Consider the following 26,030-nt stretch of genomic DNA (forward strand, 5'->3'; position numbering starts at 1 on the left):
TTTAATACCATGCCGATAAAACAATTGCCTTTAAGAAAAGAGATCGCTTACTCAGCAGGAATGATGGGCTGGAGCATCATGACCAATATCATCATTGTCATGCTGCCTTATTTTTATCTTCCGCCAAATCATTCAGGACTGACGCCGCTGGTACCCCAGTTGCTAGTATTTGGTGCATTTAACATATTGTCATTGATTGCGGCCTCAGGAAGACTTTTCGACGCCATATACGATCCTTTCATCGCATCCCTAAGTGATGCCAGCGAAAACCCAAAAGGAAGGCGCATACCGATTATGAAATGGGCCATTATTCCGGCAGTAATTTGCTGTTCGCTGGTCTTTTTTCCGATGGTAAAGGGCGAAAGCACCCTCAATGCCTGGTGGCTTACCATTGTACTTGCCGGCTTTTTCATTTCGGTTACCACCTATATCATCCCTTATAATGCATTGCTGGCAGAACTGACCCATAGCACTGAACAGAAAGTGAAACTATCTACCTACCAGCAGGTAGGATTTGTCCTGGGAATGATTGTCGGTGCATTGTGCAACAACTATGCAGACCTGATTCAGGAGGTTTTTCATGTAACCGACAGGTCTCAGGCACTTCAATATACCATATTTGGACTGAGCATCTTTTCCGGATTGGTCATGACTTTGCCCATTATATTCATCAACGAAAAGGAATATACAGAGGGTAAGCCGACGCATATCCCGTTATTGCCTGCGATAAAAAACACGTTCCGGAACAGCAACTTCAAATACTACCTGATCTCGGATTTTGCGTACTACATCGCGCTAAGCATCATTTCCAGCGGACTTTTATTCTTCGTTACCGTACTTTTAGGACTGCCCGATTCAGATGGCGGAAAATTTATGGGCATTATGGTGATCCTGTCGCTGGCTTTCTACCCCTTTATCAATTATGGCTCTAAACGGTTTGGGAAGAAGCCATTGGTACTGGTCGCATTTGCAATACTCAGTCTTATATTCGTAACGATCTATTTCCTGGGCAGGCTACCCTTTTCTCCTACCATGCAAATGTACATCCTGGTTATTTTCGCATCCTTTCCACTGGCATCTCTGGGTATACTTCCGAATGCGATTTTGGCCGACATTGCTCAGAAAGACACCCTTGAAACCGGTGAAAATCATGAAGGGATGTTCTTTGCGGTGAAATACCTTTTTGTGAAACTTGGTCAGACGCTTGGTATTGCAGTATTTGCAATGCTCACCGTTTACGGCAAAGATCCGGGGCACGATTATGGGCTTCGGTTAAACGGGGCCGTGGGATTTGTACTCTGTATTTTGGCCTTGTTGTTCTTCAGCAGGTTTAAAGAAAGTAAAAACTCTGAATAACAATATTATATGTACCTTTGCCACAAAGTGATATTCTTTCACTTTAATTATACATTAAAATACAAACACATTGTTATTCGAAGAATTAAACCTGATTGAGCCAATTTTAAAAGCGCTGCAAACAGAGGGTTATACACAACCCACCCCCATACAAGAACAATCTATCCCATCTATATTACAAGGCAAAGACTTGCTCGGCTGCGCGCAGACAGGTACTGGTAAAACAGCTGCTTTTGCAATTCCAATGCTACAGTTGCTGAGTAAACCGCACACGAACACGAAAATACATAAGGCCATTAAAGCTTTGGTATTGACGCCGACGCGCGAACTTGCCATTCAGATTGAGGAAAGCTTTAAAGCTTACGGAAAAAATCTTCCGATCAAACACCTGGTTATTTTCGGTGGTGTTGGTCAAAAAGCACAGACTGATGCATTGCACCGCGGAGTTGATATTCTGGTAGCTACCCCGGGTCGCTTATTAGATTTAATGAACCAGGGCTTTATCAGCTTGAAGGACATTGAACTTTTTGTGCTGGATGAAGCAGATAGAATGCTGGACATGGGCTTTATCCATGATGTTAAAAAGGTGATTGCCAAGTTACCGACTGTCAGACAAACTTTGTTTTTCTCGGCTACCATGCCTAAGGAAATTCAAATACTTGCTGATACCATCCTGAGAAATCCTGTTAAAGTTGAAGTTACACCGGTATCATCAACTGCAGAGAAAATACAGCAGCAGATCTTTTATGTAGAGAAAAACGACAAAAGAGGCTTGTTGATGCACATACTGCAGGACAAAACCATTGAAACTGCATTGGTTTTTGCCCGTACCAAACATGGTGCAGACCGCATCGTCAAAGATCTGGTTAAAGTAGGTGTAAAAGCTGAAGCCATTCATGGCAACAAATCTCAGAATGCCAGACAAAGGGCATTGACGAACTTTAAAGCAAAAACCACAAGAATTTTAGTGGCTACTGATATTGCCGCAAGAGGTATTGATGTGGATGAACTGACGCATGTCATCAACTACGAATTGCCAAACATTCCTGAAACTTACGTGCACCGAATTGGTCGTACAGGACGTGCAGGACTAAGCGGCACAGCACTTTCATTCTGTGATGCAGAAGAAAAAGAGTTTTTGGATGATATTGAAAAGCTGATTGGCCTGAAACTTCCTGTTACCGAAGATCATCCTTATGCCATGAGCTGGCAGAGTTTGATGAGCGGAGCTGCAGCAGCGAAAGGTAAGAGCAAAGCAAAACCTTCCAGAGGAGCCAGACCACCAAGAGCAGACAGAGGAGCCGGTTCGGCACGCACAGAACGTGAGCCTAACCTAAGTGGCGCTAAGAAAACCGCAGGTGCCGGAGGAGGAAACAGAAAAAGATGGGGGAATAAGCCAAAAAGCTCAAACTCATAGTATAAAAGGAAAGCGCATACTTTGTATGCGCTTTTTTTATGTCCCAGCCATCGCGTCAGGCCAGATTTTTTTTTTATTTGCGTAACCGAATGGTATCACATATATTTGTAACCACATGGTTTCAGATATATGGAAATAAGAAGAGACGTATTCCAGGCAATAGCCGACCCTACCAGGCGTCAGATCATTGATCTGCTCAGCGATCAGTCGCTGAATCTCAATGCTGTGGCCGGGCATTTCGACATTAGTCGCCCCGCTATTTCCAAACACATCAAGATCCTCACAGAATGTGGATTGATTATGATAAAGCAGGAAGGCAGGGACCGTTATTGCCGGACCGACCTGCAGAAACTGAAAGAAGTAGATCAGTGGCTAAACCGCTACCGGAAATTCTGGAATAGTAAACTCGATGCCCTGGGCGATTTCCTGGAGCGCAGCGAAGATCAGGACCATAACAATAAATAAGAAAATAATACCCTACCTAAAAATCAGTACTATGGAAGCAAAACCACTAATTGTAGAACGCACTTATAACGCACCAATTGAGAAGGTCTGGAAAGCCATCACTGACCGCGACCAGATGAAAGAATGGTATTTTGAACTCGAAGAGTTCAAAGCCGAAAAGGGATTTAAATTCCAGTTTACCGGCGGAGATGAAAACGTACAATACCTTCATGAATGTGAAGTATTGGTATGCGAACCACCTCATAAGCTTAGCTATTCCTGGAGGTATCCGGATTATAAAGGTTACTCGGTACTAACCTGGGAACTTTTTAAAGAAGGTGAAAATAAAACGCGACTCAAACTCAGTCATGAAGGACTGGAAAGCTTCCCTCAGGAAAATCCGAATTTTAGGGTAGAAAGCTTTACCGGTGGCTGGAACTATTTCATCAACGAAGCACTGACCAATTTCGTTGAAACGGAGACCATCAAAAAGAACATCTCCATCACTGCCTCTGCTGAAGCGATCTGGGACATCCTGCTCAACCCGGGCGGGCAGTGGGGCAAAGCATTCGGCGATGGATCGTTTGTAAAATCCGACTGGAAGGAAGGATCGAGCGTCATCTGGACCGATCTAAGCGGCGACGTTGGCGCCCATGGCGTTGTAGCAGAGCACAGACCTACGGAATATTTGCAGATAGACATGTACGATGACGTCAACCCAGCCCCTGACGCAGAAACAGGTGAATATTCGGAAAAATATAAACTGACAAAAACCAACAATGGAGACTATACACTATCTATAGAATCCGGTCCGCTTGCTAAAAAGTATACCCAGATGCATGAGCCAATGTGGGATAAAGCACTGGAGATCATTAAGGATTTATCGGAAAAAAGGTAATGAATCAAACCCTTGAGCTGCATCCGGAGCCCAAGGGTTTGATTAGTTTGGGGATTGTTAATTGAATTATAGTTCCTCAAATCCGTATTAACCAAATAAGACAAGAAATAAATTTAGTTTCCCCTCTCCCTGGCTTCACTATGTGTTCGTATCTTCTGCGGTACTGCCGCTTCATGTGGGGTATTGCTGGGCTCAGGACCCCAGCAATACCCCAGCGGCACCGCAGAAGATGCCCCGGCTGTAGCCCGGCAAAAGCGAGCACACACCGAAAGGAAGACAGCAGGAATATAAAACCGCATAAAAAAAGCGCATACAATGTATGCGCTTTTTTTATTTATGATTGACTAGTCTTTTTTAGTATCTGGTGCCTTACCGATCAAATCCATAAACTGATCGAGTTTCGGTGTAATGATGATCTGGGTACGCCTGTTTTTCATCTTACCTGCGTCTGTGTCATTACCCGCAATTGGATTGTATTCACCTCGGCCACCAGCAGTTAAGCGCTTAGGATCTACGTTATAGGTGTTTTGTAAAGCCTGTACCACAGATGAGGCACGCAAGGCACTCAAATCCCAGTTGTTCCGGATGTTGGTTTGTGAGATTGGTACGTTGTCCGTATTACCTTCTATCAATACTTCATAATCTTTATAGTCAGTAATGATCTTTGCAATCTTACTCAATGTAGCACCGGCCGCGGGCAAAATGTCGTAGCTGCCTGATTTGTACAACATGTTGTCGGCTAATGAAATATATACAACACCTTTTAATACCTGTACATCCACATCTTTCATTTCCTCACGACTCAATGAACGTGTCAGGTTATTGGTCAACACCACGTTGAGCGAATCGCTTTTATTCTTGGCATTCACCAATTGCTGGATGTATTTATTGGAACTATTGATCTCATCCACCAATTTGGAGATGTTCACATTACCCTGACTGGTGGAGTTCAGACACTTGTCAAGCGCATCCTGGAGGGCTTTTACATTGGCTTTTTCAGAAGCAATCTGTTCCTCGAGACTTTTTACCCTTGAGGAAGAACCCGATAAGTCTTGCTGACCGGTCTGATATTTTTGATTTAAATCTTTGGATTTCTGCTGCAGATCATTGTAGCGGGTCTGCAATTCATTGTACTTTTTGTTGCTTACACATCCCTGGCTTATTATAGCAAGAACCAGCAATGCCAATGGTATTCTATTAAACTTCATATCCTTTATTTTTATAAAAACTATATTTATTAAAGGAGGGCGTGTTATAGCATAACAATAGGGGAGCCAGAAAGTTTTATAAGGGTCGCCCTGCAGTAGCAAGGCAACCGGAATTAAGTTTTTCTGATTTTGATGATGCGCATCCAGTGCATGACCTTCATAATTGGATAAGTCGGATCAAACTCAAACCAGCGGGAAGCAAAGTTTGGACTATTCGGCTTTTTATGATGGTTGTTCTGAAACAACTCTCCTAACATCAGGAAATCTAACGGAAGGGTGTTTTTGCTGTGGTCATCATTATCGTGGTTTGAATACCCGTATTTATGTCCGCACCAGTTTACAATGGCACCATGAACAGGCCCCATTAAGAAGTGTATCGGCAATAAAAGGAACATCCACCATGATGTTGCGAAGGTTACGTAGAACCAGATATAGAAACCGATAAAAACAAATCTGGTCAGCCATGAGTTGCCTATTTTATCTACTAATGGCCAGCTGGGATATTTGTCTCTGAATTGCTCTTCAGGCTCTACATTATACTTTGCATAATTCAGATACATATTTTTTGTCTTGATCATCATGCCCCAAACATCTTTTACAAAATGCGGAGAGTGAGGATCTTTTTCTGTATCTGAGAACGCATGGTGCATGCGGTGCAAGATCGCATATGCACGGGGGTTCAGAAACGATGAGCCCTGAGACAAAAAAGTAATGATGTAAAAGAATTTCTCCCAAAAAGTATTCATTTTAAACATCTTATGCGAGGCATACCGATGCAGAAAGAATGTTTGAGAAAATAAGGATAAGAACCAGTGTGTGAGGAAGAATAGTAAAATGATCATTATCTCCCAAAATCATCTTGTACCCTAACGATATCGCTTTCATCAGATGGTTGAGCCGGATCTGTATGCTGCCAGATTTCAGAAACAATGCCCCAATCTTCCAAACCGATTAACCTGTGTCTCTCGCCTTGTTTCAATTTGATGCTTTGGCCAGGTGCCAGTTGCTGCAGTTCACCTTGCTCATCTGTATCACTTGTGATTACACCTACGGTTCCATTTACTACCCTCCAGATTTCCGCACGGCGATGGTGGTATTGCCATGATAAGCGGGTATTAGGAGCTACGATTAATATTTTTGGACTTAATTTACCTGAGATCTTTAGATCATCAACATTTAATCCTTCGAAATAAACGTTGGCAAACTGCTGGGCCTGCTCTTCATCGATCACAAAAAAACCACCCCAAGGGCGTGTTTCATCACGGTTTACTACATTAAAGCCTTCGATTTTTAAGCGTTGTGCTACACCTTCAAATATTTCCTTTTTTTGATCTGACATTTTAATAACAGTATTATTTTAATCCACAAACTTAGCTAAAATGGTTAAGCATTCATTAAATACAGACAAAAAAAATGAGGGAATTGTTTTACAGCGGCAACATTGAGTTAGTCTTCACGCTCCCAGGTCAGCCTATCAATCTCACAGAGGTCCATATTCAGTTCAATGATCAGATCATATAATAGTGATACATTTTTATCTTCCGAGATCAGTCTTTCATGAAGCACTTCAGCATAGTGTTCTAAAAATTCATCATACATTTCTTCAGGAATGTCAACTGTATTTAAGCGGAGTTGACAACTCGTATGGTACAGCAACTGGGAAATCGAAAAGTAAACGGGGTTTAAGTTGAACAGCAAATCCTTATAGTTTTTGCTTTCCCATTCCAGAATGTAAATGTGATAGCTATTTGAGGCCTCCTGATTGCATTCCTCATTCTCCAGCACCTCCAGTTCATCGAGATTATTGATCATCAAATAGGTTTTCGAACAATCAATGACTTTATCGACTGACTTTAATAAAACCTTTACAATACCATCGTCTACAGATTCCAGCAATTCAAAATCATCGGGAGTAATGGAATCAGCACTTACCAATCCTTTCAGGTCTGCCAAATCCCTTTCATAAGCAATTAGAAAACCATTTCTGCAAAGCTCATTGATCACAAAACTTAAAATATGTGGCACTAAACCTTTTACGACGTCGTCCAAAACTGCTCCTTTCTGGTTATATAAAATGAAGTTAATTACATCTCATGATAATACAAAATAAAAGAGCCTGATCATGATATGATCAGGCTCTTTTATTTTATTTGAGTATTAGCTATGATTTCGACAACTGTGCGTTGATGCGTCGCACAATGTAATCTATATCAAATGGTTTACTGATGTAATCATTAGCTCCCGCTTCCAGACTTTTTTGTTTGTTCTGATCATTTGCAGACATCACAATAATAGGAATGTGTTTAGTAAAAGGATCTTCCTTAAGATCTGTACAGATATCCGTACCATCACCGTCAGGGATCATAACATCAAGGATAAATAAATCCGGCACAGAATCTCTCAGTTTACTTTTTAGTTCAGCAAATGTCGATGACAGCTGCAGTTCGTACCCTTCATCTTTAAGTAAAACTCCAATGATGTATCTTATATCTTCATCATCTTCAAGCACATGTATTCTTTTTATCATATCTGTTTTAAGTTATATAGATTTTAGTCTACATAAACAGCAAGAATTTTGCCACATATGATAAGTGGAAGTGTAATTGTTACTTAAAGGTTTTTTATTTTGCTTTTATCCAGGCAGAAATATCATTTATGAGCCCGTCAAAGACACTTGCAGGGCTCTGATATTGCTGAGGTGTACTTTTTTCAGGATGTACACTTAACATATGGTTAAGTTCCGGATAAGATTTAAGCGTAACATTCTTTTTGGTACCCAATGCGGCTTTCCAAATGTTGTAATCAGTCGCGGTTACCTGGTAGTCGTTTTCGCCATGAGCAATAAAAACTTTTTGCTTACTGATTTTTTTCGCCGCTTCAACCTGGTTGTTGACATTTAAATCAATCCAATAAGCAGCAGGTAATCCCGCTACGATAGAATCAGGCTTCATAGTGCCCAGTTTGGTCAGCTTGCCTTTTTCATACTCAGCAACTATGGTATCCAGCTGCTTTTTACCAGCTGCTGTTGTATCATTCATTAATGAAAAAAGAAACTTGTTCTGTTCAACAATCATATCTGACAATTTCCTGGCAGGAGCAGCAACCATGATGATGCCTTTTAAATCCGGCGCAAGCAATGGCATTCTTGGCGCAAGCATTCCACCAAGGCTATGTCCCAGTACGTAAATTTGCTTTTTATCTGCTCCGGGAATCGTACGAGCAAGAGCTATCGCCGCCAATGCATCATCCATCACCTCTTCTTTAACGGTAAAAGCCCCAATAAACTCTCCTGGATAAATCATCGTCCTTTTTACATAACGGATACTCGCTATGCCTTTTGCTGCCAGGCCTAATGCTAAATCTTTCAGTGGTTTATTTGGGCCATACGTAGCATCCATATCGCTTGGACCGGAACCATGCACCAACACTACTATAGGATAGTTTGCAGCCTTTTTAGGAGTGGTTAGTAAACCTACAAGGTTATGACCAGGTGCTTTCACGTATACCTCTTCTTCTTTATATAAAGTGGTATCTGCATAAGCCGGCAGTACATAACCCTCAACGGGCGATTTGGGCTGGAGGAAAAAACCCACCATTTTTTCTGCTTTGTTGAATGCCAGTAAAAAAGGCTGGGAATCATTTGTAAATTTGACATCAATCACCACCGCAAATAACTCACCCTCAGTTTTACTGCTGGATACAGAACCTGATTCATATTTACCCAGCTTTTCACCCAGTTTCTCCCAGATTTCCTTAATCTTAGCTTCAGGAACTTTGGCCTGAAAAGTACTGTCGAAAAATCCATATGCCTCGGTATATTTCTCTTCAGACAAAAGCTTAAAGAAGTCCTGTGACTTACCCAATAAGTTCAGGACACTTTGCGAAAATGCAGAAGTTGTAATTAATAGTGCAAAAAATAAAAGGCATACTCTTTTCATGAATATTGTGTTAGCTTATGGTGGATTATTTGAGTTGATTATTAAGGTTTAAGAAACCAAAGTTAGTATAAAAATTTACTTGGGAAAGTTATTGTTAATCAGATACGGAGTCAAGAACTTTTGCCAGATTTTATAACCTTCGGCTTTCATATGCAGATTATCCTGCAGAAAAATATCCTTGTATACCATACCATCTTTATCCAGCATAGGATTCCACATGTCTACAAATTGCGTCTTCCTTGATTTCTTGCTATAGGCCTTTAATGCTTTATTAAACTCCTCATATTTATTTTTCAGGTGCCATCTCGCCACGCTTGGCTTGGCCCCGATAAACACCACCGGGACTCCTGGCAAAGCTGCCCTGATCTTTTCTCTCAACTGTTTCGCCTGCTCAAGGATCACATCAGTCGCAATACCTGCGGCGATGTCATTGTCTCCCCCATAAATAAATATCTTAGCAGGTTTGTAAGGAGTAATTGCACGATCTGTATAATACAGCAGGTCTTCAAATTTAGAACCGCCAAACCCCCTGTTGATCACATATGCCTTAGGAAAATAGCTTTGCATATCCGGCCACATCCTCAGCGTGGAACTTCCCACAAACAGATTACTGCCGGACTTTGCACCTTCAAGAGCATCCTTTTGATCAAAGCTGCCTATCTCCTTTTCAAATGTCTTGGGGTTATACTCCTGAGCAAACACCGACGTGGCCAAAAAAAACAGCAAGCAAAAATATTTCATCATATTCTTTTATTTTTCTACTACCTGGACATCACTAAACCGACTTAATTATAAACCACGAATTACATGGTTTAAAGATTATGACCAAATATAGTGCAAAACAATTATTAGAACGATATATAGAAGGTACCTGTTCGGCCGAGGAAAAGGCTATAGTGGAAAGCTGGCACCTTAAAGAATTGGAGCGTAAAAATTTTGAACCCGACCCCAACCAGCTCGAACAGGCCCATGAAAATATATGGAGATCCATCAATTCAAGGTCTAAAGATAATTTTCCCAGGCCTATATTGAAGCGTCTGCCATATCGCTACGCGGCAGCTGTGATAGTGACCATTGCGCTATCTGCAGCCTTATTTTTCTTCATTCAAAAGAATACAGGTTATGCCACTGTTAAAGAGTTGTTGGTAAAAAGCGGAAAAGATTTTATTCCAGGAGGAAACAAAGCTATACTTACTTTGGCAGATGGCTCCAAAATTTCACTTACCGATGCTGCAACAGGAAAGCTGATCAACCAGTCGGGCATTTCTATTACAAAAACTAAAGACGGACAGGTAATTTATAAAATAGATTCAAAGGAAGCAGCAGACGTAAAATTAAAGCAGCCAATATACAATACCATAACAACCCCTAAGGGCGGACAATTTCAGATTGACCTGCCGGACGGCTCTAAAATCTGGCTCAATGCTGAATCTTCTTTGAAATATCCGATGGTCTTTAAAGGTGACATACGGAAAGTTGAATTGACGGGAGAAGCCTATTTTGAAGTAGCGAAAGCCGGACAACCTTTTATTGTAGCAAGCAATGGCCAGGAAGTAGAAGTATTGGGTACACATTTTAATATCAACAGCTATGCTGATGAAGGGAATACGAAGACGACGTTATTAGAGGGATCTGTTAGCGTAGCGGGCCTCGGCTCCCCACAAATCGTAAATCGTAATTCTAACATCGTAATTCTTCAGCCTAACCAGCAGGCAATTCTGAATACAAACAACATTATCAAAGTGCAGGAAGCTGATATTGAAAATGCAATGGCCTGGAAAAATAATCTCTTCATTTTTAAAGGAGAAAGCATTGAAAGCATTACCAGAAAGTTATCCAGATGGTATGATGTTGAATTCAGCTTTGAAGGCAATGCTTCCAACCTTTCCTATGTAGGTATTGTGTCGCGTTCAAAAAACATATCAAGCGTACTCAGCATTATGGAGGGAGCAGGAAATGTTCATTTTAAAATTGATGGAAGGAGGATTACCATCATCACTAAATAAGCTTGTTCATCACAAGTTATGATCAGGGCCGACCTACGTTTCGTTATTCGTTGTGAATTAATTGTTATATTCGCATAGGATAATAGTAATGTCGGTTTATAGCACACTTCCGGACAATGAATTACTTCAATTGACCAGATCTGAGGATCGGAGGGCATTTAGTGAAATCTATAATCGTTACGGCACCTTGCTCTATGTTTATGCACTTAAGCTCACCAATGACAAAGACGATGCAGATGACATTGTGCAGGAAGTTTTTTTATCACTCCTGACCAGGAATGATCTGGAAGTAAAAAAAACGCTATCTTCTTATTTATATTCAGCTGTACGGTATAAGATATTTGATCTTTTTGCACATAAGAAAGTCAGGACCAGCTATGCAGATTCTTTACAGCATTTCATTGACGATGGAGAATACATCACAGATAATTATGTGAGAGAAAGGGAACTTGCCAGGTTAATAGAAAAAGAGATCTGTCTGCTCCCCAAAAAAATGCGTGAGGTATTTGAATCCAGCAGAAAAGCCAATCTTTCACAAAAACAAATCGCTGAAAAATTCAACATTTCAGAAAAAACAGTGAAGAAACAAATCAACAATTCAATTAAAATATTGAGACTCAAACTGGGTAAACTGATTATTTTCACTTTTATTTAAAATAGTTCATTTTTTCCTACTACCTGGATATTTCTGAGCCGACATATTATAAAGCCACTTACTTTTTGTGCTTTATGAACCACCATGATTTACAACCTATATTCAACTATAACTAAACATATGAAAGGAGAACCAAAATTATGACCTAAGGGCTACTCGTAATTGTAACTCCAAAAAAAACCAGATACCGTTTAGAGCCGATATCTGGAAAAGGCTGGGGTACATCAAATATTATTGCGGAAACAACAAAATCAACAACCCAAAACCCAAACAAATGTATGAAATTTTACCATTTATTTAGGTCTGAGCTACTTGCATACAGACCTGACCAAATACTGCGTATTATGAAATTAACTGCCATCATAATAACCACTTTTCTTTTACAGGTTAGCGCAGCTGGTTTTGCTCAAAAGATTACATTAAAAGAAAGTAATGCTTCTCTTGAAAAGATCGTAGTTCAAATCAGAAAACAAAGCGGATATGATTTTATAGTAGATGCTAAATCACTGAGAGCTGCAAAACCGGTTAGTATTAACGTAAAAAATGTAAGCCTTGAAGAGGCATTGAACATCTGCTTTTCCAATCAACCGCTTTCCTATAGCTTAGAAGAAATGACAGTTGTTATTAAGGACAAACCGAAGTCGATAATTCAACGCATTTCAGAGTACATCAATGCTGTAGATTTAAGAGGAAGAGTCGTAGATGAAAAAGGAGCTCCGATAGCCGGAGTTAATGTCACCGAAAAAGGAACCAGCAACAAGGCCTCAACAGCGACTAACGGAGAATTTATTCTTAGAAACGTAAAAGAAAATGCCATTTTAGTCTACTCATATATCGGCTACAAGTCTAAAGAGGTACGAAGTGGAGGAAATGCATTCATTACGATCGTTCTGGAACAGGAAGTAACCAGCCTGGAGGAAATGGTGGTCGTAGCCTATGGTACAGCCAAGGCCAAAGATGTTACCGGATCGGTAGCTCGTCTTGGAGAAAAAGAGGTTAAAAACGCGCCTATGGGTGCTACTATACAAAGTTTAATTCAGGGACGTGCCTCAGGTGTCAACGTAGTTGTTCAATCGGCCTCTCCTACCTCACCAATTAGCGTTGTGATCCGTGGTGCTTCTTCGCTCTCCGGGAATAACCAACCGCTATGGGTAATTGACGGTGTGCCTGATTATTCAACATCTACCTCCGGAGACATCCAAAATTCACTGTATAACCTGAACCTGAATGACGTGGAAAGCATAGACATCCTTAAAGATGCTTCTGCGACTGCACTTTATGGTTCACGTGCAGCTAACGGAGTGGTATTGGTTACCACAAAAAAAGGGATTGCCGGACAAAAACCAACGATAGAACTATCGAGCCGCTTAGGCTACATGCAACAGGACTTTAATGGCTATAAGTACATGGAAGCTCCTGAATATATACGTTTTGCTGATGCCGCAGCACGTGAAGAAGCATACAGAAGAGGGGCTTTTGATTATTTCACCCGTCTATACCTGGATGAGCAGGCTTTCTTCAACTTAAATACCAGTGAATTCGACAGGTCCTCATTTAAAATACTTCCGGGTGCTTACTATGAAGGAAATACGAACTGGCTCAAGGAAATGACACAAAATCCGCTGACGCAACAGTACGACCTCTCTCTGAGGGGCGGAACGGATAACATCTCTTATTATGTTTCACTAAACAATACCAATAACGAAGGTATCGTAAAGACCGGAAACAGTGAGGTTTTTGGGGGCAGAATAAACCTGGAAGCAAGAATCAGAACAGGTCTTAAATTTGGATTGAACCTGAGCGGATCATCCAGAAAAACGAACGATAAAGATTACATGCTCACAGTATTGAAACAGATTCGTCCTGATATCCCGCCTTACAATGCCGATGGCTCGCTTTTTACCAGAGATGCCTATACTGAGAATCCCTACACTACCCTGTTAAATACTGTAACTGCGAATGGCCAGATCTTTAATGGCACCGGATTTCTTGAATATTCGATCATTAATGGTCTGGTTTTAAAAACCGCCTATACTACAAATTACAACAATTCGCAGGACCTGGAATACAGGAGAAAAGGAAGCACATTCAATACCACCGGAAGCAGGACCTGGAGCAACCCAAAGATCACGACCAACGTGTGGGAAAACACACTTACTTATGCCAAAACATTCGGCAAACACGATGTGACGGGACTTGCCGGATATTCTATGGAGAAAAACAGCGCACTCGCTTACAGCATGAACGCGACTAACTTTCCTGACGATGATATACTGAATGACTTTACCTCAGGAGCAACCCGGGGCGCCATGACAGAAACATTTTCTGAAAATGCCCTGATCTCACAGTTCGCAAGAGCGTATTATAAGTACAACAACCGTTACATCATCTCAGGTACCATCAGAAGAGACGGATCTTCCCGGTTTGGACCAGATAAAAGATGGGGTACTTTCCCTTCTGGTGCTGTGGCCTGGCTGATCACAGAAGAGAATTTCATGAAAGGCGCAGGAATCAGTAAAATTGTCAACTACCTGAAACTGCGTGCTTCAATCGGAAAAGCCGGATCTCAAAATTTGGGCAACTACGACTGGATCACTCGTGTAGGATCAGCAAGGTATAATGAGAATCCTGCCATTGCGCCAAGTTCTATAGGAAACGATGGCTTGCAGTGGGAACAAACTACGATGAAAGATTTCGGACTTGATTTCGGCATGTGGGGAGACCGCATCAGAGGTACTTTTGGTTTATACGAAAAGAAAACCGATCAGATCATCTATAATTTACCATTGCCTCCAAGTTCATCTTTGTCGACCATCAATTCAAACGTAGCTTCGATGAAGAACAATGGTGTGGAGTTCGACATCAAAGTAGATGTGGTAAAAAGACAGGACTTTACTGTAACCGCAGATCTAAACATGTCCAATAACATCAACAGGGTGATGAAGATCAATGGAATTACCAAACAACTCAACTTCCCAAGTACTCAAACAGTATACATGACTGTAAAGGAAGGTGAAAGAACTGGTCACTGGTATGGCTTCCAAACTGCCAACAGGCTGTTTGCCACTCCTGAGGAGATCATTGCGCTACAAGGCACAACAGCAGCCGGTGCCAAAAGATTCTACCGTACTTCAACTGAAAACGTAGGTGACCTTTATTTCATAGATCAGAATGGCGACGGACAGATCACCAATGACGATAAGGTTAACCTGGGTAGTTCTGACCCTAAACTTTACGGAGGTTTTGGTTTAACTGTTTATTACAAAAACTTCATGGTGAACGGTACGTTTACTTATTCTTACGGAAACCAACGCTTATGGAAACAACCAATGGACGATGTGGGTTATGTGGGTAATTACAACCATAGCAATTTAATTGCAGGCAGAAGCGCTACCCTGCTTAGTCCCTATGAAGCAGATATTCCGAGGATGACCCATTATGGTGACGGAGCAAATTCTACGTTCTCAGATTTCTTTTTGTATGATGCGTCGTACATTAGGTTAAACGCTCTAAACATCAATTACAGGCTGCCAGAGCACATTTTCAAAAACAAACTGATCCAGGGCGTAAACTTCACTTTCCAGGCAACCAACCTGTTTACCATTACAAAATATCCTGGGTTTGATCCACAGGGAAACTGGTCGAGCAGCGCCATAGGAACTGGAATGGGTGTAGATAACAGTTACTATCCATCGGCCAAAATCTACAATCTGGGAGTTAGGTTTACTTTTAAATAGAAAATCATGAAAAAGATATTTTATACATTACTCATATTCGCAGGTATAACCTCCTTTTCCTGCAAAAACTATCTGGACATACAGCCCATCCATTCGCTTACTGATGCAAATGCGATCAAAGATCTGGCTACGGCCAAAGCATCACTTGGCGGGGTATATGCCTCTTTTCAAAATGATGACTGGGCAGGTGCATTGTATTGCGGACTCGCTTCTAAAGCCGGGTTTGTACGGTTCAATGTGGTAGATTACGACATGTCGTACAACCAGTTAACGGCAAGCAGCAGCTGGACCACCTTTTACAAAAGCTTAAACGCCGCAAATTTTGCGATTGCAGGAATTGGGAAACTATCTGATGCTGCGGTAAGTCAGGCCGATAGGACTGTCCTTATTGCAGAAGGAAGATGTTTAAGGGCATGGATCAATGCCAATCTGCTTTGGAATTACACACATTGGTGGGCAGATGATGCCGATGTCTATGGTCTGCTTTATCGCGATGAGGTCGTAAGCCTTTCTAACATGCGAAAAGCGCGCATTACAGTTGGTGAAAGCTACCAGAAAATCTATGACGATCTGGATTTCGCTATCGCAAACCTGGGTGATCTGACGACTCCGCGCTATGTATCTAAACAGTTTGCCAAAGCGTTAAAAGCCAAATTGCTATTGTACAGAGGTGGCTATCGCAATACCCGTACTGATCTGGATGCTGCACTGGTTTTGGTAAATGATGTACTGACGAATCATCCGGCGACTTTCAGCATGGAGGCCAACCTTGCCGACGTGTATGCCAACTCATGGGATTCTAAAGAGAATCTGTTTGTGAAATACCTGGAAAATGACGGAACGAGAACTACTAAAGGTGGCTATTATTATACTTATTACCTTTCTCAGATCGGCGGCAATACGCTTCCACTACCTGTTGGCGGTACGCTGACTGCGGGTTTGGTCTATGGCTTAGACTGGTTTAGCAATGATCCGCGCTGGCCGGTAGTGACCGGACCGGTGAGAGCAGCAGAGACCTGGGACAATGTGAATCGCTTTACCTTCAAAAAAGTAGCCCGACTGGGCAGTTATGCAGGTAAGCTGGCCAATCCAATTGATGAAAAATACGCGGCCTATTATTTCAGATATCCTGAGTTGTACCTGATGAAAGCAGAGCTGCTAGCCAGGACAGGTGCCACTCCGGCACAGGCCATCGCCCCTATCAATGAAATGCGCAGTAAAAGGGTTACTCCTGTATTGCCTGCATTGAATCCGGCAAGCCAAACTGAAGTGATGGATATGATCTTCAAAGAAATATTCACAGAAACATTCCTTGAAAACGGAAGCGAATTCTATGCTGCCGTACGCTTTATGAAAGATGGTAAACCATGGATCGTAACCATCAAAAATGGAACTGCATTGCAAGAAAACAAAATGTGCAGACCCATTCCTGATGCAGAGATCGTGAACAACACATTAATGGAACAAAATCCTGAGTTAAAATAGATTATAGCTATGAAACATAAACTGATCATCATGCTGGCTGTTATCTGCAGCATTGCGCTCTTCTCTTGCGAAAAAGAGAATAAAATACTGATACCGTACCCGGAAGACATTACTTTTGAAGACCAGACTTTAGGAACTTTTACGTTCAATATTCCCAATGCCCCATTTAAATCAGGGACTGAGAAAACAGGTATTGTAACCATGAATGCAAAAAACAACGGAGATGGTACCTTTTCAGGGTTTGCTATTTCCAATAAGAACTGGAGATCATTTCCATGGAGCCTGAGCCCCGACTTCCCCCCAGCTGGCGGGCTCACTCCTGCGAAAATCAAGTCTGCAATAGATTCATGTATTTTTAGTGTATATACGACTACCACCAATCAAACCAATAATTTTCTGGTGGCTTCTGTAAAAGATGAAGATGCTTCGTTTACCATAGATAAGCCTACTGTGGTAGAACACATATTGGTAGCCAACACTACCTACAATTATCTTTTAGAAACTTACGGATCTATCTATTCCGGTACTTTAGATGCCAATACCCAGGCCTATACCATTGGCGGGACTAAGGTTAAAAACATCAACATTGCCAATCCTTCTACACTGATGTACGGAAGGTTTACATTACCAGGTCCGGGCGGACAAAATGTAATCAGTTTAGCCGGAGATGAGGTGTTGGCGAGAAGAGCTTCAGGCAATGCGACACTTGCAAAAGGATTCGTTAAGCTTACTGTAAAAGGTTACAACGGAACGGCCGCAACAGGAAGTGTAGATTACTGGCTGGCTATACGTCCAAATGTAGACCCTGCAAACCCGACATTTAATTATGTCGCCGTAAACTGGTCTAAGGTAGACCTCACAGCACTGGGTGTAGTAAACAAGGTGGTGTTCAGTCTTTCATCATCTTATAAAGATGGCGCAGGGAACATGCTGGTTCCGCCTTACTTTTGTTTAGACGGCATAAGACTTAGAAAATAAAGATTTCATTAAATTATATACAGATGAAAAAGATTGCATTATTTTATTCATTGATCATCATGATCACCTATCAGGCGCAGAGCCAGACCAAAGGGAATTATACCCTGAATGTTACTGTCCCAAAATCTGCCGATGGCAGAAAGGTATACCTGAAGTCGGAAGAAACTCCTGGGAAAGCTCTGGACAGCACAACAGTAAAAAACGGTGCTTTTAGTTTTACAGGTTCTGTACCTTATCCGCAGTTTTTTACTTTGGTGTTTAACAAGCTGGAAAAGCAAAGATTTGCATCTACCATCCCGGTGTTTGTAGAGAACAAAAAAATCAATGTATCGGCGGGTCTAGACAGCAATGCTACTGAACTTGAAGCTTTGTATACGGGAGGTTTTCCTTATGAAAAAATCAACGTAACTGGCTCCCCTGCTCATGACCTGTTCATGAAATATTCAGCTGGATACGAGCCTTTAAAAGCGCTCAACAGCAAAGCATTTGATGCCTACATCGCTTACCTGAATCCGGGAAAAGATAAAGAGAAAGGGCCTATATCAGAAGGAATTAAACTGGTAGAAAACATTGATGTTGCCAAAGCAAACCTGCTGACTTATGTGAAAAGCTTTATCAAGAACAACAACACAAGTCCGGTTGCACTTTATGTTGCTAAAAAGAACATTGGTTCGCTTAGTGCAAAAGAAATCGATGAGGCTTTGGCCTCTCTTTCTCCGGCGTTAAAATCTTCAGTTGGGGGCCAGAGCCTATTGGAGAAAGCAGCTGTAATTAAAAAAACAGCAGTAGGATCTAAGTTTGTGGATTTTGCTTTCAATGATAAGGATGGCAAGCCGGTTAAACTTTCCGATCACGTAGGAAAAGGAAAATATACACTGCTTGAGTTCTGGGCTTCCTGGTGCGGCCCTTGCAGAGCAGACATCCCACACTTAAAAGAGGCCTATGCACTTTATCACCCGGCAGGATTTGAAGTAATCAGCATTTCTATGGACGATGATAAGGATAAATGGCTTAAGGCAATCAATGAAGAAAACATGACCTGGTTACAGGTATCAGACCTGAAAGCCTTTAAAGGTGACTTTTCTAAAATTTATAACTTCAATGGAATCCCTACCTGCGTATTGGTTGGCCCTGATGGCGAAATCATTACCCGGAATATGAGGGGTCTGTGGATGGATAAAAAGCTGATTGACCTTTATGGCAATAAGTTTGGCGCCAAGTTCTAGCGCTTAAAAAACAAACAGGCTGTCCGAAAAAGTACGTTTCGGACAGTCTGTTTTTTAATTACCAGTTATGGTAGTAGTAGATTTGATCTCCATTGGAATGTTAAGACCATCCGGCAACTGCTCACTTTTTTTGACCTGAGCGCTACCTTTAATTTGCTGATTGAATGAGGCACTGGCCACCCAACCCGTTGCTTTATCCACATTAATTGTTGAAGTGTATGTCCCATTCATATCCATCATCATTGGAAATCCATTTTGAATAACTTCCTTGTCTTTAGCGGTAGAGCTCATTTTTGCATCTCCGCTGATCACATATTGAGTAGCAGTTACATCATTCAACTTATAAATTGAATTCACAAGAAACGGCATGCCCGCCTCTAATTGCGTAGAGATATTCCAGGTTTCTCCTTTTGCCACTGCTTTATCGGGAAAAATAGCCGACAACATTTCCATATTGCCCTTAAATGCTTTATCTCCGTAAGACTGATTGATCTGCGATTTGATCTGTTCTTTTTGCTCTTGACTGATGTTGGGAAATCCGTTTAAGATATTATCAAACAATGTTCCGACGTTTTTCACTTCAAGGATCTTCCCCGTCCTTGTCATCTTTACCTGGAAAGGCTTATTCTTCATTTTGGAAAGTATGGTCGACATGATATCGGTCGTATCTTTCTTTTCAGAATCGAAGCTCATCCCGCCTCCTGGCATCTCCATTTTCATAGAAAGGCCTGTATAACTTACATCCATGTTGTAAACATCATTTTCAATGGATACCACATTATATTTTACTTTGCCATTGACTGTCATGTTGATATTCATTGCCTGTCCACTTACCGTCTGATTGATTGACATCACGGCGCTGGTAGTTTGTAAATAGTCCTTTCCCTTTACAAGATTAAAAGCAAGTTTATGGGTTTGTGCATCCGATGAATAGCACAAAACAAATGCGAAAAGAAAACCTAGTAAGTTTTTCATAAAGCGTTAATTGATTTTTTAAATAGATTGGTTGTTAAAATTGGTTCAAACTTACAGGAAACGTCCATCATATCAAAATATATCCACCGGGCATTTTTGGAGGCCATATTTCTCTTATCAAAAAACTAAATGTAAAATAAACATTACATTTAGTAGATTTTACTTGACATTAATGTCGGAAATACTTTACATTTGATCAAACAAAATTGACAATATGAAAAATAATCTTCTTCTTCCAAGCCGTTATAAGATAATTGGCTGGATTACCTTCCTGGTTTTTGCCATACTTGGCTACTTTACACTATACAATGATTTCGAGATCCCGGGTTTTGCTATACACGCTTCAATTCAAACTGATAGTGGATTCGGGCAGCTATTTTCAGGGGGGCCTTTTAATAACAATTTCACCAATGAGCTTGCCATCCTTGGGACTGTGTCCGGTTTGTTAATGGTCTGCCTTGCCCGTCACAAAAATGAGGATGAGTACATTGCTCAACTTAGGTTAAAAGCATGGCAATGGTCGGTACTGATCAGCTATATATTGTTCATCATCATTAATTTTGCTTTCTATGGTATGGCGTACTACATGATAGTATTTTATAACTCTTATACGATATTAATTATTTTTATCGCTAAGTTCCATTACAGCATGTACAAATTAAATAAGCAAACTGAAACTAATTAAAACCTCAGAGACATGAAAAATACAATTAGGATCCAGCGCGCTATAAAAAACATTACCCAGGCAGAACTGGCAGAACTTATCGGTGTATCGAGGCAGACTATCAATACCATCGAATCCAGTAAATACGTTCCATCTACAGTACTTGCTTTAAAAATGGCAAGGGTATTCGGGATATCTGTTGATCAGATATTCGAATTAGAGGAAGGGGATTAAATTTTATAAAAGAAGCTGTCCGAAAAGATAATTTATTTTTGCCGCCATCTTTTCGAACAGCTTCTCATAAACACTAGTTATTTAGCTGCTTTAATTTCTTCCAGCAGCACCATGAGTTCCCTCACTTTATCTTTCGAATAACCGGTTTCAATCCCAATAAGCTTACTAAAAGGATATTTTCACTCTGCTTTCATTCTGTGTTTGATATCCTTTTGTCTCTACAAAAGCGCTGCACAACCCTTGCATAGGGGCTGATCAAGGGTTGCAAGGGCGATACCCCTTTCAATGATTACGCAGGGGCTTAGTTTCTGTTTCGTTTATATTGCAGTGTTACGACCAGACACCGAAAACATCACAAAGGCAGCCCGATTACTTCTATAAGTTATCTCAAACTGAATTTATGCCATTGGTAGCACGCATCATCTCGTTTTCTGCCAATAAGGAAGAAAACGGAAAATGGATAAAAGAACATGAACAACAGTTGAAAGACTTTTCAAAATGGATGTCAACTGAGTCCATCCAGCGCTCTTAGTTTCAAAAGAATCTGCCACCAGTCTACTGTCTGCCTGCTACCATGCGTACAGTAGACTGGTGCTACCCTGCAAATCATTTAGTCTCCAGAATATTACACAGAGGCCATTTAGATCACGTTTTATTACCTTATTTTTAGGCTGATAACACAAAAAGAAATTATGAAAAAAAACTTTTACTTACTACTCTTATTTACCGCATGGTTAGGACATGCAAATGCACAGACTGCCAGCGAATTAAAACAAGCATATCAAGAGCTGAATGTATTTGAAGACCCTCTGGCTACTCAATTGAAAAAAGGCTTAAAGAAAGCTGATCTTAAAAAGATAAATGATGAGAAAATCAGGACTGCTGCAGAACAAATGTATGCCGGTCAATACGATAAAAACTACAGGTTAGCCACTTATAAGGCAATCCTATCCCCTACTGCTTTGGGCGAACAACTGTCTATCGGTGACGGCTATAGTAAATATGAAAACATTACCGGCATCTATCTGCCTATTGGAAAGCATGTTGTTTTAGTAGACGGTATACAACCTGGAAAAGACATAAAACTAATGGTACCCAACTGGGACAGAAGAGCTCCTGAAGGTACAGACCCCACAAAAGATCCTAAGGGATGGGGCATTATAAAACAGGATTTTGAGCTTAGAAATGGAGTTAATATCATTGACGTAAAAGAATTTGGCGGATTGGCATATATCGGTTACTATTCGGATAAGCCTGCAGAGGAAAATCCGATCAAAGTTCACTTTTTAGGTTCAGCTGTAAACGGATATTTTGACATCGCTAAAAATAATGACAAAGACTGGAACAACTTAGTAGACCATGCGGTATATCCTGTCGTGGATGCTATCGGAAAACATATTCAGATCGCTTATCCGGTGGAGGCCATTAAAAAGTACGCTTATGGAAAGGGTGTAGAACTGATTAGCAACTACGATTCTCTAGTGTATCGTCAGCACCGTATTTTAGGTCTGATCAAATACAACAAGGTACCTAAGAACCGAGTACTCGCAAGGGTAAATTATAACTATTACATGTTTAGAGATGGAGATGGTGTGGCTTATATGGGTGCGAAACAGGGCTATGCGATGGGCATGGTTGTAGATCCGGCGAGTGTAATTAAAGATGACCCATGCTGGGGCTTTAGTCATGAGGTGGGTCACGTACACCAAACGAGACCTTACCTGAGCTGGGGTGGCTTAGGAGAAGTAAGTAATAACATTTTCTCTTTATATGTGACCACATCTTTTGGCAACCGAAGCAGGCTTTCTGAACAGAAGGGTTATGCTAAGGCACGTGAGAGTATTTATGGAAAAGGCAAAAGCTATCTGCAGGATCCTGATGTATTCAGCAGATTGGTTCCGTTCTGGCAATTGCAATTGTATTTCACTGGCAAAGGCAACAATCCCGGATTTTACCCTGATCTTTTTGAAGCTTTCCGCAAGCAGGCTGCAGCGGCAAATGTAAACAGAGGCGGAGCTAGAAGAGGTCCTCGTCGTGGAGATTTTGGGTTGAATGCACAAAACCCGGCCGTACATCAGCTTAATTTTGTAAAAACGGTATGTGAAATTGGAAAAGTTGACCTTACTTCGTTCTTTGAAAACTATGGTTTCTTTTACGTAGGAGAATTTAAATATGATGACTACGGGAACTACACTTATACCATGACACAGGATATGGTAAATGAATGTAAAGCGGCGATCAGCAAAATGAGTCTTCCTAAACCTGTAGTAGATCTTTCTACTTTAGAGGATTAAGGCAAAAGAATATTTTTGTAAAAAGCCCTTCATTTCTGAAGGGCTTTTTATTTTAGATTCAAGTTTAAGTGGCCACTTTGCTAGCTCAAAATGCTACGCTGCAAATTGCAGATTTTTAAAGGGAGAAAATATTAGGAGGTTCCGGTACTGAACCTAAAATTTATATCGGCAACAACAAGACCAATCGCATGCGTCTTTTGAGTCTTTAAACTTCTGGCAATTTGATTTGTCTGGTAGTTAAATTTTTGTGCAGCTTTTATGATGCGTTCAGCTGTAGATTTATTGGCCTGCTTTTCCACTGCCTGACCATTGAGTACATAAGATACCAATGCCGTCGAAACGCCAACATATTCTGCAATGTCTTTAAGGTTTATCTTTTTCATCTATTTGGTTAGTATAAAAAGCAAGTCAATATATGTATTTAGATTTTCTTAATTTTTAAGTGCCGCTATTTTGACATTTTTGATTCCGGTTTGATCCGCTCTGAACAGGAGTTTTTCAACCTTTAAGTCCGGGCGGAAAGCAATCATAGTACGCTGACCTGCAATTTCAGTGTCGATCTGTGAGCCGCCAAACTTATCTTCATATTTGACAATCATCCGAACAGTAAACGGTTTATCTGTATCGGCCAAATTTTCAATAGCGTAATTACTCGCACCGGTTGGAGAACCTCCTTCACGTAATGATTTCTCCGCAGCTGAGAAATGCTGAAGTTGTCCTTTTCCATATTGTGCTTTTTTCGCTTTTGGGCTAATCTGGACTTCACAAGCATGGTTTTCACCGTCTGCACCCAGAAAAAGTGCGCCTAGTTTTCCAGTCAAATATGTACCCGGCTCTACATCAAATGTGAGCAGGAAAGAAGAAGATCCTGTGGCAAAGGAAGAAGTCTCTTTAATTTCTTTCGCCAATGATTTTTCTTTTTGGATCGCAGGAATTATTTCCTCCATCCATTTTGTTCCAATTCTACCGTCAGGGGATTGTACCATTTCATGAATAGTCAATGATCCGCCCCATCCAGCCATAGGAATCCAGCCCGCCAACAAGAAACGACCATCGTTTATTTCTGTCACAGCTGGCACGTTCATTCCATTGTAAAAGTCTAACCCGGCTTTAACACCATCTACAAATTTATCTTCGGATGCCTTTGCCGGCTTTGACCAAAAGCCGGTAAAGCCACCGATAACATAATCAAAATTTCCCCAACGGAAAAAGAATGTGCAATCGCCTCCCGGAGGAAAATCAGGATTGATAGAGCGCCAACCTCCTTTGATGGAATCTGATCCCCAGGTTCCCTTCGCTCCATAGTTCGCTAACATGCGTAAGCGTCCTTCGGGGTCGGTATAAACACTTGGGTTTTCACAAGGATGAAACAATATTTTTGTTTTCTTGAAATTACTGATCCCATCTTCACTGATGGAATAAGTAGATCCGGCTGGATAGCCAGGAATAGTATCATAGCGAAAGGAGCCCGTAACGCCGTGTTTATTGTAGTAATCCCACTGTAAGGGCAATGTGGTTTGTTCCTTAGGATAGATTCTTGTAGTGTGCAAGCCGTAACTAATACTGAGTTTATTGTCAAAGATAAAAGGGGTGCCGGTTCCGAATGTTTCCCACTGTTCCTCTATCGGGGTCGCAGCATCATGTTCAGTCCAGGTTTTGAAGTCAGTTGTGGAGAGGTGTTCAAAGTAATGTGCTCCTTTTCCAAATTTGCTGGCATGCCCCCTGCGATCAAATAAATAAAATACATGATAACGTCCTTTATGATAGAAAGTAGCGACATCACCCACCCAGGTGTTATGCCCCGACGGCGTCCAATACTGAATCTCAGCCGAAGTGCGTGGTGTCTGCAATGCTACTTTTTGTGGCTCAATTCCCGGGAAGAAGATTTCTGCCTTAGATACAATTGAAGGATCTATTTCCCAGGTGCTTTGTTTTCCCCATTTTGGATAGCCTAAGGCGAAGTCGTTGTCAAGAAGCTCATTGTCTACATACAAAGTCCACCTAACCCCTGAAAAATGAAGCACCACTTCATGTTCTCCCTGTGGGTTTTTCAACATCGCCAGAGGAATACCTATAAGCATATCCCGCGGACCTTTAGCTTCCGTAGGGGAATGAAGTCGAAGGGCCGCTTCCAGTACAGGAATAGACCCATCAGGCATTGGAAAAGCAGGATAGTTTTGTTGTTTCCGATCCTTCGCATCATTTTTAAAAGTCTTTACAGTCAGTACATTTGGAATTTGAAGAAGATTCTTGATGGAGTTTTCCTCTTTTAGATTAACCAACATTTTGATGGTAAAACTGCTGCTGTCAGAAGGCACCACAAAAGTTCCTTTCGTATTTTTTGGCGAAAGTGTGCTTAGTGCTGAACCTTCCGAAAAATGCCATGGTGAGGAATGCAACACAAGCTTAACAGCCTCTCGTTTCGGTGCGCAGCCATGAAAGAGCAGACTGCCGATGACCATCATTACCAAAGAAGTATTGATTAATTTCTTTTTCATTTATTTATCATTAAAGT

At 41.1% G+C, this 26,030-nt stretch carries 24 protein-coding genes; 14 read left to right on the top strand and 10 right to left on the bottom strand.

What is annotated here, in order from left to right; all coding sequences use genetic code 11:
* Window positions 1-9: 9 nt before the first annotated feature.
* From FA047_RS18960 to FA047_RS18975, 4 genes are all read left to right on the top strand, one after another.
* Window positions 10-1,356: an MFS transporter gene (locus tag FA047_RS18960; protein ID WP_136837671.1), complete on the top strand. Its 1,347-nt coding sequence runs from the start codon at window positions 10-12 to the stop codon at window positions 1,354-1,356.
* Between the two features lie 70 nt (window positions 1,357-1,426).
* Window positions 1,427-2,773 (top strand): DEAD/DEAH box helicase, encoded by a 1,347-nt coding sequence (locus FA047_RS18965; RefSeq protein WP_136837672.1) that lies wholly within the window; start codon window positions 1,427-1,429, stop codon window positions 2,771-2,773.
* Between the two features lie 129 nt (window positions 2,774-2,902).
* Window positions 2,903-3,238 carry an ArsR/SmtB family transcription factor gene (locus FA047_RS18970; RefSeq protein WP_205943355.1) on the top strand — a complete coding sequence of 112 codons (336 nt, stop codon included), beginning with the start codon at window positions 2,903-2,905 and terminating at the stop codon, window positions 3,236-3,238.
* A gap of 31 nt (window positions 3,239-3,269) precedes the next feature.
* Window positions 3,270-4,115 carry an SRPBCC family protein gene (locus FA047_RS18975; RefSeq protein WP_136837673.1) on the top strand — a complete coding sequence of 282 codons (846 nt, stop codon included), beginning with the start codon at window positions 3,270-3,272 and terminating at the stop codon, window positions 4,113-4,115.
* Between the two features lie 344 nt (window positions 4,116-4,459).
* Here the strand turns inward: FA047_RS18975 and FA047_RS18980 are convergent, their stop codons facing one another.
* From FA047_RS18980 to FA047_RS19010, 7 genes are all read right to left on the bottom strand, one after another.
* Window positions 4,460-5,323: an OmpA/MotB family protein gene (locus tag FA047_RS18980; RefSeq protein WP_136837674.1), complete on the bottom strand. Its 864-nt coding sequence runs from the start codon at window positions 5,321-5,323 to the stop codon at window positions 4,460-4,462.
* A gap of 113 nt (window positions 5,324-5,436) precedes the next feature.
* Entirely contained in the window at window positions 5,437-6,165 is a 729-nt protein-coding gene (locus FA047_RS18985) for an acyl-CoA desaturase (RefSeq protein ID WP_136837675.1), read from the bottom strand.
* Window positions 6,165-6,662, bottom strand: coding sequence for a cupin domain-containing protein (locus FA047_RS18990; protein WP_136837676.1), 498 nt, complete (start codon window positions 6,660-6,662; stop codon window positions 6,165-6,167). Before FA047_RS18990 ends, FA047_RS18985 begins: the two co-directional genes overlap by 1 nt.
* Window positions 6,663-6,769: 107 nt before the next feature.
* The gene (locus FA047_RS18995) at window positions 6,770-7,372 is read right to left on the bottom strand and encodes a hypothetical protein (RefSeq protein ID WP_136837677.1); all 603 of its coding nucleotides are present in this window, start codon (window positions 7,370-7,372) and stop codon (window positions 6,770-6,772) included.
* Between the two features lie 112 nt (window positions 7,373-7,484).
* Entirely contained in the window at window positions 7,485-7,850 is a 366-nt protein-coding gene (locus FA047_RS19000; RefSeq protein WP_136837678.1) for a response regulator transcription factor, read from the bottom strand.
* Window positions 7,851-7,944: 94 nt separating this feature from the next.
* Entirely contained in the window at window positions 7,945-9,261 is a 1,317-nt protein-coding gene (locus FA047_RS19005) for an alpha/beta fold hydrolase (RefSeq protein WP_136837679.1), read from the bottom strand.
* 75 nt (window positions 9,262-9,336) lie between these two features.
* Window positions 9,337-10,005, bottom strand: a complete 669-nt coding sequence (locus FA047_RS19010) for a GDSL-type esterase/lipase family protein (protein ID WP_136837680.1) — start codon at window positions 10,003-10,005, stop codon at window positions 9,337-9,339.
* Window positions 10,006-10,082: 77 nt separating this feature from the next.
* Between FA047_RS19010 and FA047_RS19015 the strand changes: the two genes are divergently transcribed.
* From FA047_RS19015 to FA047_RS21030, 6 genes are all read left to right on the top strand, one after another.
* Window positions 10,083-11,267, top strand: coding sequence for a FecR family protein (locus FA047_RS19015; protein ID WP_136837681.1), 1,185 nt, complete (start codon window positions 10,083-10,085; stop codon window positions 11,265-11,267).
* 88 nt (window positions 11,268-11,355) lie between these two features.
* The gene (locus FA047_RS19020; protein ID WP_136837682.1) at window positions 11,356-11,922 is read left to right on the top strand and encodes an RNA polymerase sigma factor; all 567 of its coding nucleotides are present in this window, start codon (window positions 11,356-11,358) and stop codon (window positions 11,920-11,922) included.
* A gap of 344 nt (window positions 11,923-12,266) precedes the next feature.
* Window positions 12,267-15,659 carry a SusC/RagA family TonB-linked outer membrane protein gene (locus FA047_RS19025; RefSeq protein ID WP_169304460.1) on the top strand — a complete coding sequence of 1,131 codons (3,393 nt, stop codon included), beginning with the start codon at window positions 12,267-12,269 and terminating at the stop codon, window positions 15,657-15,659.
* Window positions 15,660-15,665: 6 nt separating this feature from the next.
* Window positions 15,666-17,144, top strand: a complete 1,479-nt coding sequence (locus tag FA047_RS19030) for a RagB/SusD family nutrient uptake outer membrane protein (RefSeq protein WP_136837684.1) — start codon at window positions 15,666-15,668, stop codon at window positions 17,142-17,144.
* A gap of 9 nt (window positions 17,145-17,153) precedes the next feature.
* A complete protein-coding gene (locus tag FA047_RS19035; protein WP_136837685.1) occupies window positions 17,154-18,122 on the top strand; it encodes a DUF4465 domain-containing protein in 969 nt (322 codons plus the stop codon).
* A gap of 23 nt (window positions 18,123-18,145) precedes the next feature.
* Entirely contained in the window at window positions 18,146-19,348 is a 1,203-nt protein-coding gene (locus FA047_RS21030) for a TlpA disulfide reductase family protein (RefSeq protein WP_136837686.1), read from the top strand.
* Window positions 19,349-19,402: 54 nt separating this feature from the next.
* Here FA047_RS21030 and FA047_RS19045 read toward each other — a convergent pair whose 3' ends face one another.
* Entirely contained in the window at window positions 19,403-20,323 is a 921-nt protein-coding gene (locus tag FA047_RS19045; RefSeq protein WP_136837687.1) for a DUF6263 family protein, read from the bottom strand.
* Between the two features lie 214 nt (window positions 20,324-20,537).
* Here FA047_RS19045 and FA047_RS19050 point away from each other — a divergent pair, with 214 nt between their 5' ends.
* The 4 genes from FA047_RS19050 to FA047_RS19060 all read left to right on the top strand — a co-directional run bounded on the left by FA047_RS19050 (window position 20,538) and on the right by FA047_RS19060 (window position 23,515).
* Window positions 20,538-21,008 (top strand): hypothetical protein, encoded by a 471-nt coding sequence (locus FA047_RS19050; RefSeq protein ID WP_136837688.1) that lies wholly within the window; start codon window positions 20,538-20,540, stop codon window positions 21,006-21,008.
* Between the two features lie 12 nt (window positions 21,009-21,020).
* Window positions 21,021-21,221: a helix-turn-helix transcriptional regulator gene (locus FA047_RS19055; protein ID WP_136837689.1), complete on the top strand. Its 201-nt coding sequence runs from the start codon at window positions 21,021-21,023 to the stop codon at window positions 21,219-21,221.
* A gap of 400 nt (window positions 21,222-21,621) precedes the next feature.
* Entirely contained in the window at window positions 21,622-21,753 is a 132-nt protein-coding gene (locus tag FA047_RS21035; RefSeq protein ID WP_262710001.1) for a hypothetical protein, read from the top strand.
* A 160-nt stretch (window positions 21,754-21,913) separates the two neighbouring features.
* Window positions 21,914-23,515 (top strand): M60 family metallopeptidase, encoded by a 1,602-nt coding sequence (locus FA047_RS19060; protein WP_136837690.1) that lies wholly within the window; start codon window positions 21,914-21,916, stop codon window positions 23,513-23,515.
* Window positions 23,516-23,646: 131 nt separating this feature from the next.
* Here FA047_RS19060 and FA047_RS19065 read toward each other — a convergent pair whose 3' ends face one another.
* On the bottom strand, window positions 23,647-23,898 hold the full coding sequence (locus FA047_RS19065) for a LacI family DNA-binding transcriptional regulator (protein ID WP_136837691.1): 252 nt from the start codon (window positions 23,896-23,898) through the stop codon (window positions 23,647-23,649).
* 48 nt (window positions 23,899-23,946) lie between these two features.
* A complete protein-coding gene (locus FA047_RS19070) occupies window positions 23,947-26,013 on the bottom strand; it encodes a glycoside hydrolase family protein (RefSeq protein ID WP_136837692.1) in 2,067 nt (688 codons plus the stop codon).
* Window positions 26,014-26,030: the final 17 nt, after the last annotated feature.

Origin of the sequence: Pedobacter frigoris, assembly GCF_005116445.1 — a bacterium.
GTDB classification, from domain to species: Bacteria; Bacteroidota; Bacteroidia; order Sphingobacteriales; family Sphingobacteriaceae; genus Pedobacter; species Pedobacter frigoris.

Bases quoted from the DNA above. Each gene is read 5' to 3' on its own strand.
- FA047_RS19010 (WP_136837680.1), bottom strand. From the start codon at position 10,005: ATGATGAAATATTTTTGCTTGCTGTTTTTTTTGGCCACGTCGGTGTTT.
- FA047_RS19035 (WP_136837685.1), top strand. From the start codon at position 17,154: ATGAAACATAAACTGATCATCATGCTGGCTGTTATCTGCAGCATTGCG.
- FA047_RS18980 (WP_136837674.1), bottom strand. From the start codon at position 5,323: ATGAAGTTTAATAGAATACCATTGGCATTGCTGGTTCTTGCTATAATA.
- FA047_RS18985 (WP_136837675.1), bottom strand. From the start codon at position 6,165: ATGATCATTTTACTATTCTTCCTCACACACTGGTTCTTATCCTTATTT.
- FA047_RS19050 (WP_136837688.1), top strand. From the start codon at position 20,538: ATGAAAAATAATCTTCTTCTTCCAAGCCGTTATAAGATAATTGGCTGG.
- FA047_RS18970 (WP_205943355.1), top strand. From the start codon at position 2,903: ATGGAAATAAGAAGAGACGTATTCCAGGCAATAGCCGACCCTACCAGG.
- FA047_RS21035 (WP_262710001.1), top strand. From the start codon at position 21,622: ATGCCATTGGTAGCACGCATCATCTCGTTTTCTGCCAATAAGGAAGAA.
- FA047_RS19020 (WP_136837682.1), top strand. From the start codon at position 11,356: ATGTCGGTTTATAGCACACTTCCGGACAATGAATTACTTCAATTGACC.
- FA047_RS19055 (WP_136837689.1), top strand. From the start codon at position 21,021: ATGAAAAATACAATTAGGATCCAGCGCGCTATAAAAAACATTACCCAG.
- FA047_RS19070 (WP_136837692.1), bottom strand. From the start codon at position 26,013: ATGAAAAAGAAATTAATCAATACTTCTTTGGTAATGATGGTCATCGGC.
- FA047_RS18975 (WP_136837673.1), top strand. From the start codon at position 3,270: ATGGAAGCAAAACCACTAATTGTAGAACGCACTTATAACGCACCAATT.
- FA047_RS19060 (WP_136837690.1), top strand. From the start codon at position 21,914: ATGAAAAAAAACTTTTACTTACTACTCTTATTTACCGCATGGTTAGGA.
- FA047_RS21030 (WP_136837686.1), top strand. From the start codon at position 18,146: ATGAAAAAGATTGCATTATTTTATTCATTGATCATCATGATCACCTAT.
- FA047_RS18990 (WP_136837676.1), bottom strand. From the start codon at position 6,662: ATGTCAGATCAAAAAAAGGAAATATTTGAAGGTGTAGCACAACGCTTA.
- FA047_RS19045 (WP_136837687.1), bottom strand. From the start codon at position 20,323: ATGAAAAACTTACTAGGTTTTCTTTTCGCATTTGTTTTGTGCTATTCA.
- FA047_RS19000 (WP_136837678.1), bottom strand. From the start codon at position 7,850: ATGATAAAAAGAATACATGTGCTTGAAGATGATGAAGATATAAGATAC.
- FA047_RS19005 (WP_136837679.1), bottom strand. From the start codon at position 9,261: ATGAAAAGAGTATGCCTTTTATTTTTTGCACTATTAATTACAACTTCT.
- FA047_RS19030 (WP_136837684.1), top strand. From the start codon at position 15,666: ATGAAAAAGATATTTTATACATTACTCATATTCGCAGGTATAACCTCC.
- FA047_RS19015 (WP_136837681.1), top strand. From the start codon at position 10,083: ATGACCAAATATAGTGCAAAACAATTATTAGAACGATATATAGAAGGT.
- FA047_RS19025 (WP_169304460.1), top strand. From the start codon at position 12,267: ATGAAATTAACTGCCATCATAATAACCACTTTTCTTTTACAGGTTAGC.
- FA047_RS19065 (WP_136837691.1), bottom strand. From the start codon at position 23,898: ATGAAAAAGATAAACCTTAAAGACATTGCAGAATATGTTGGCGTTTCG.
- FA047_RS18960 (WP_136837671.1), top strand. From the start codon at position 10: ATGCCGATAAAACAATTGCCTTTAAGAAAAGAGATCGCTTACTCAGCA.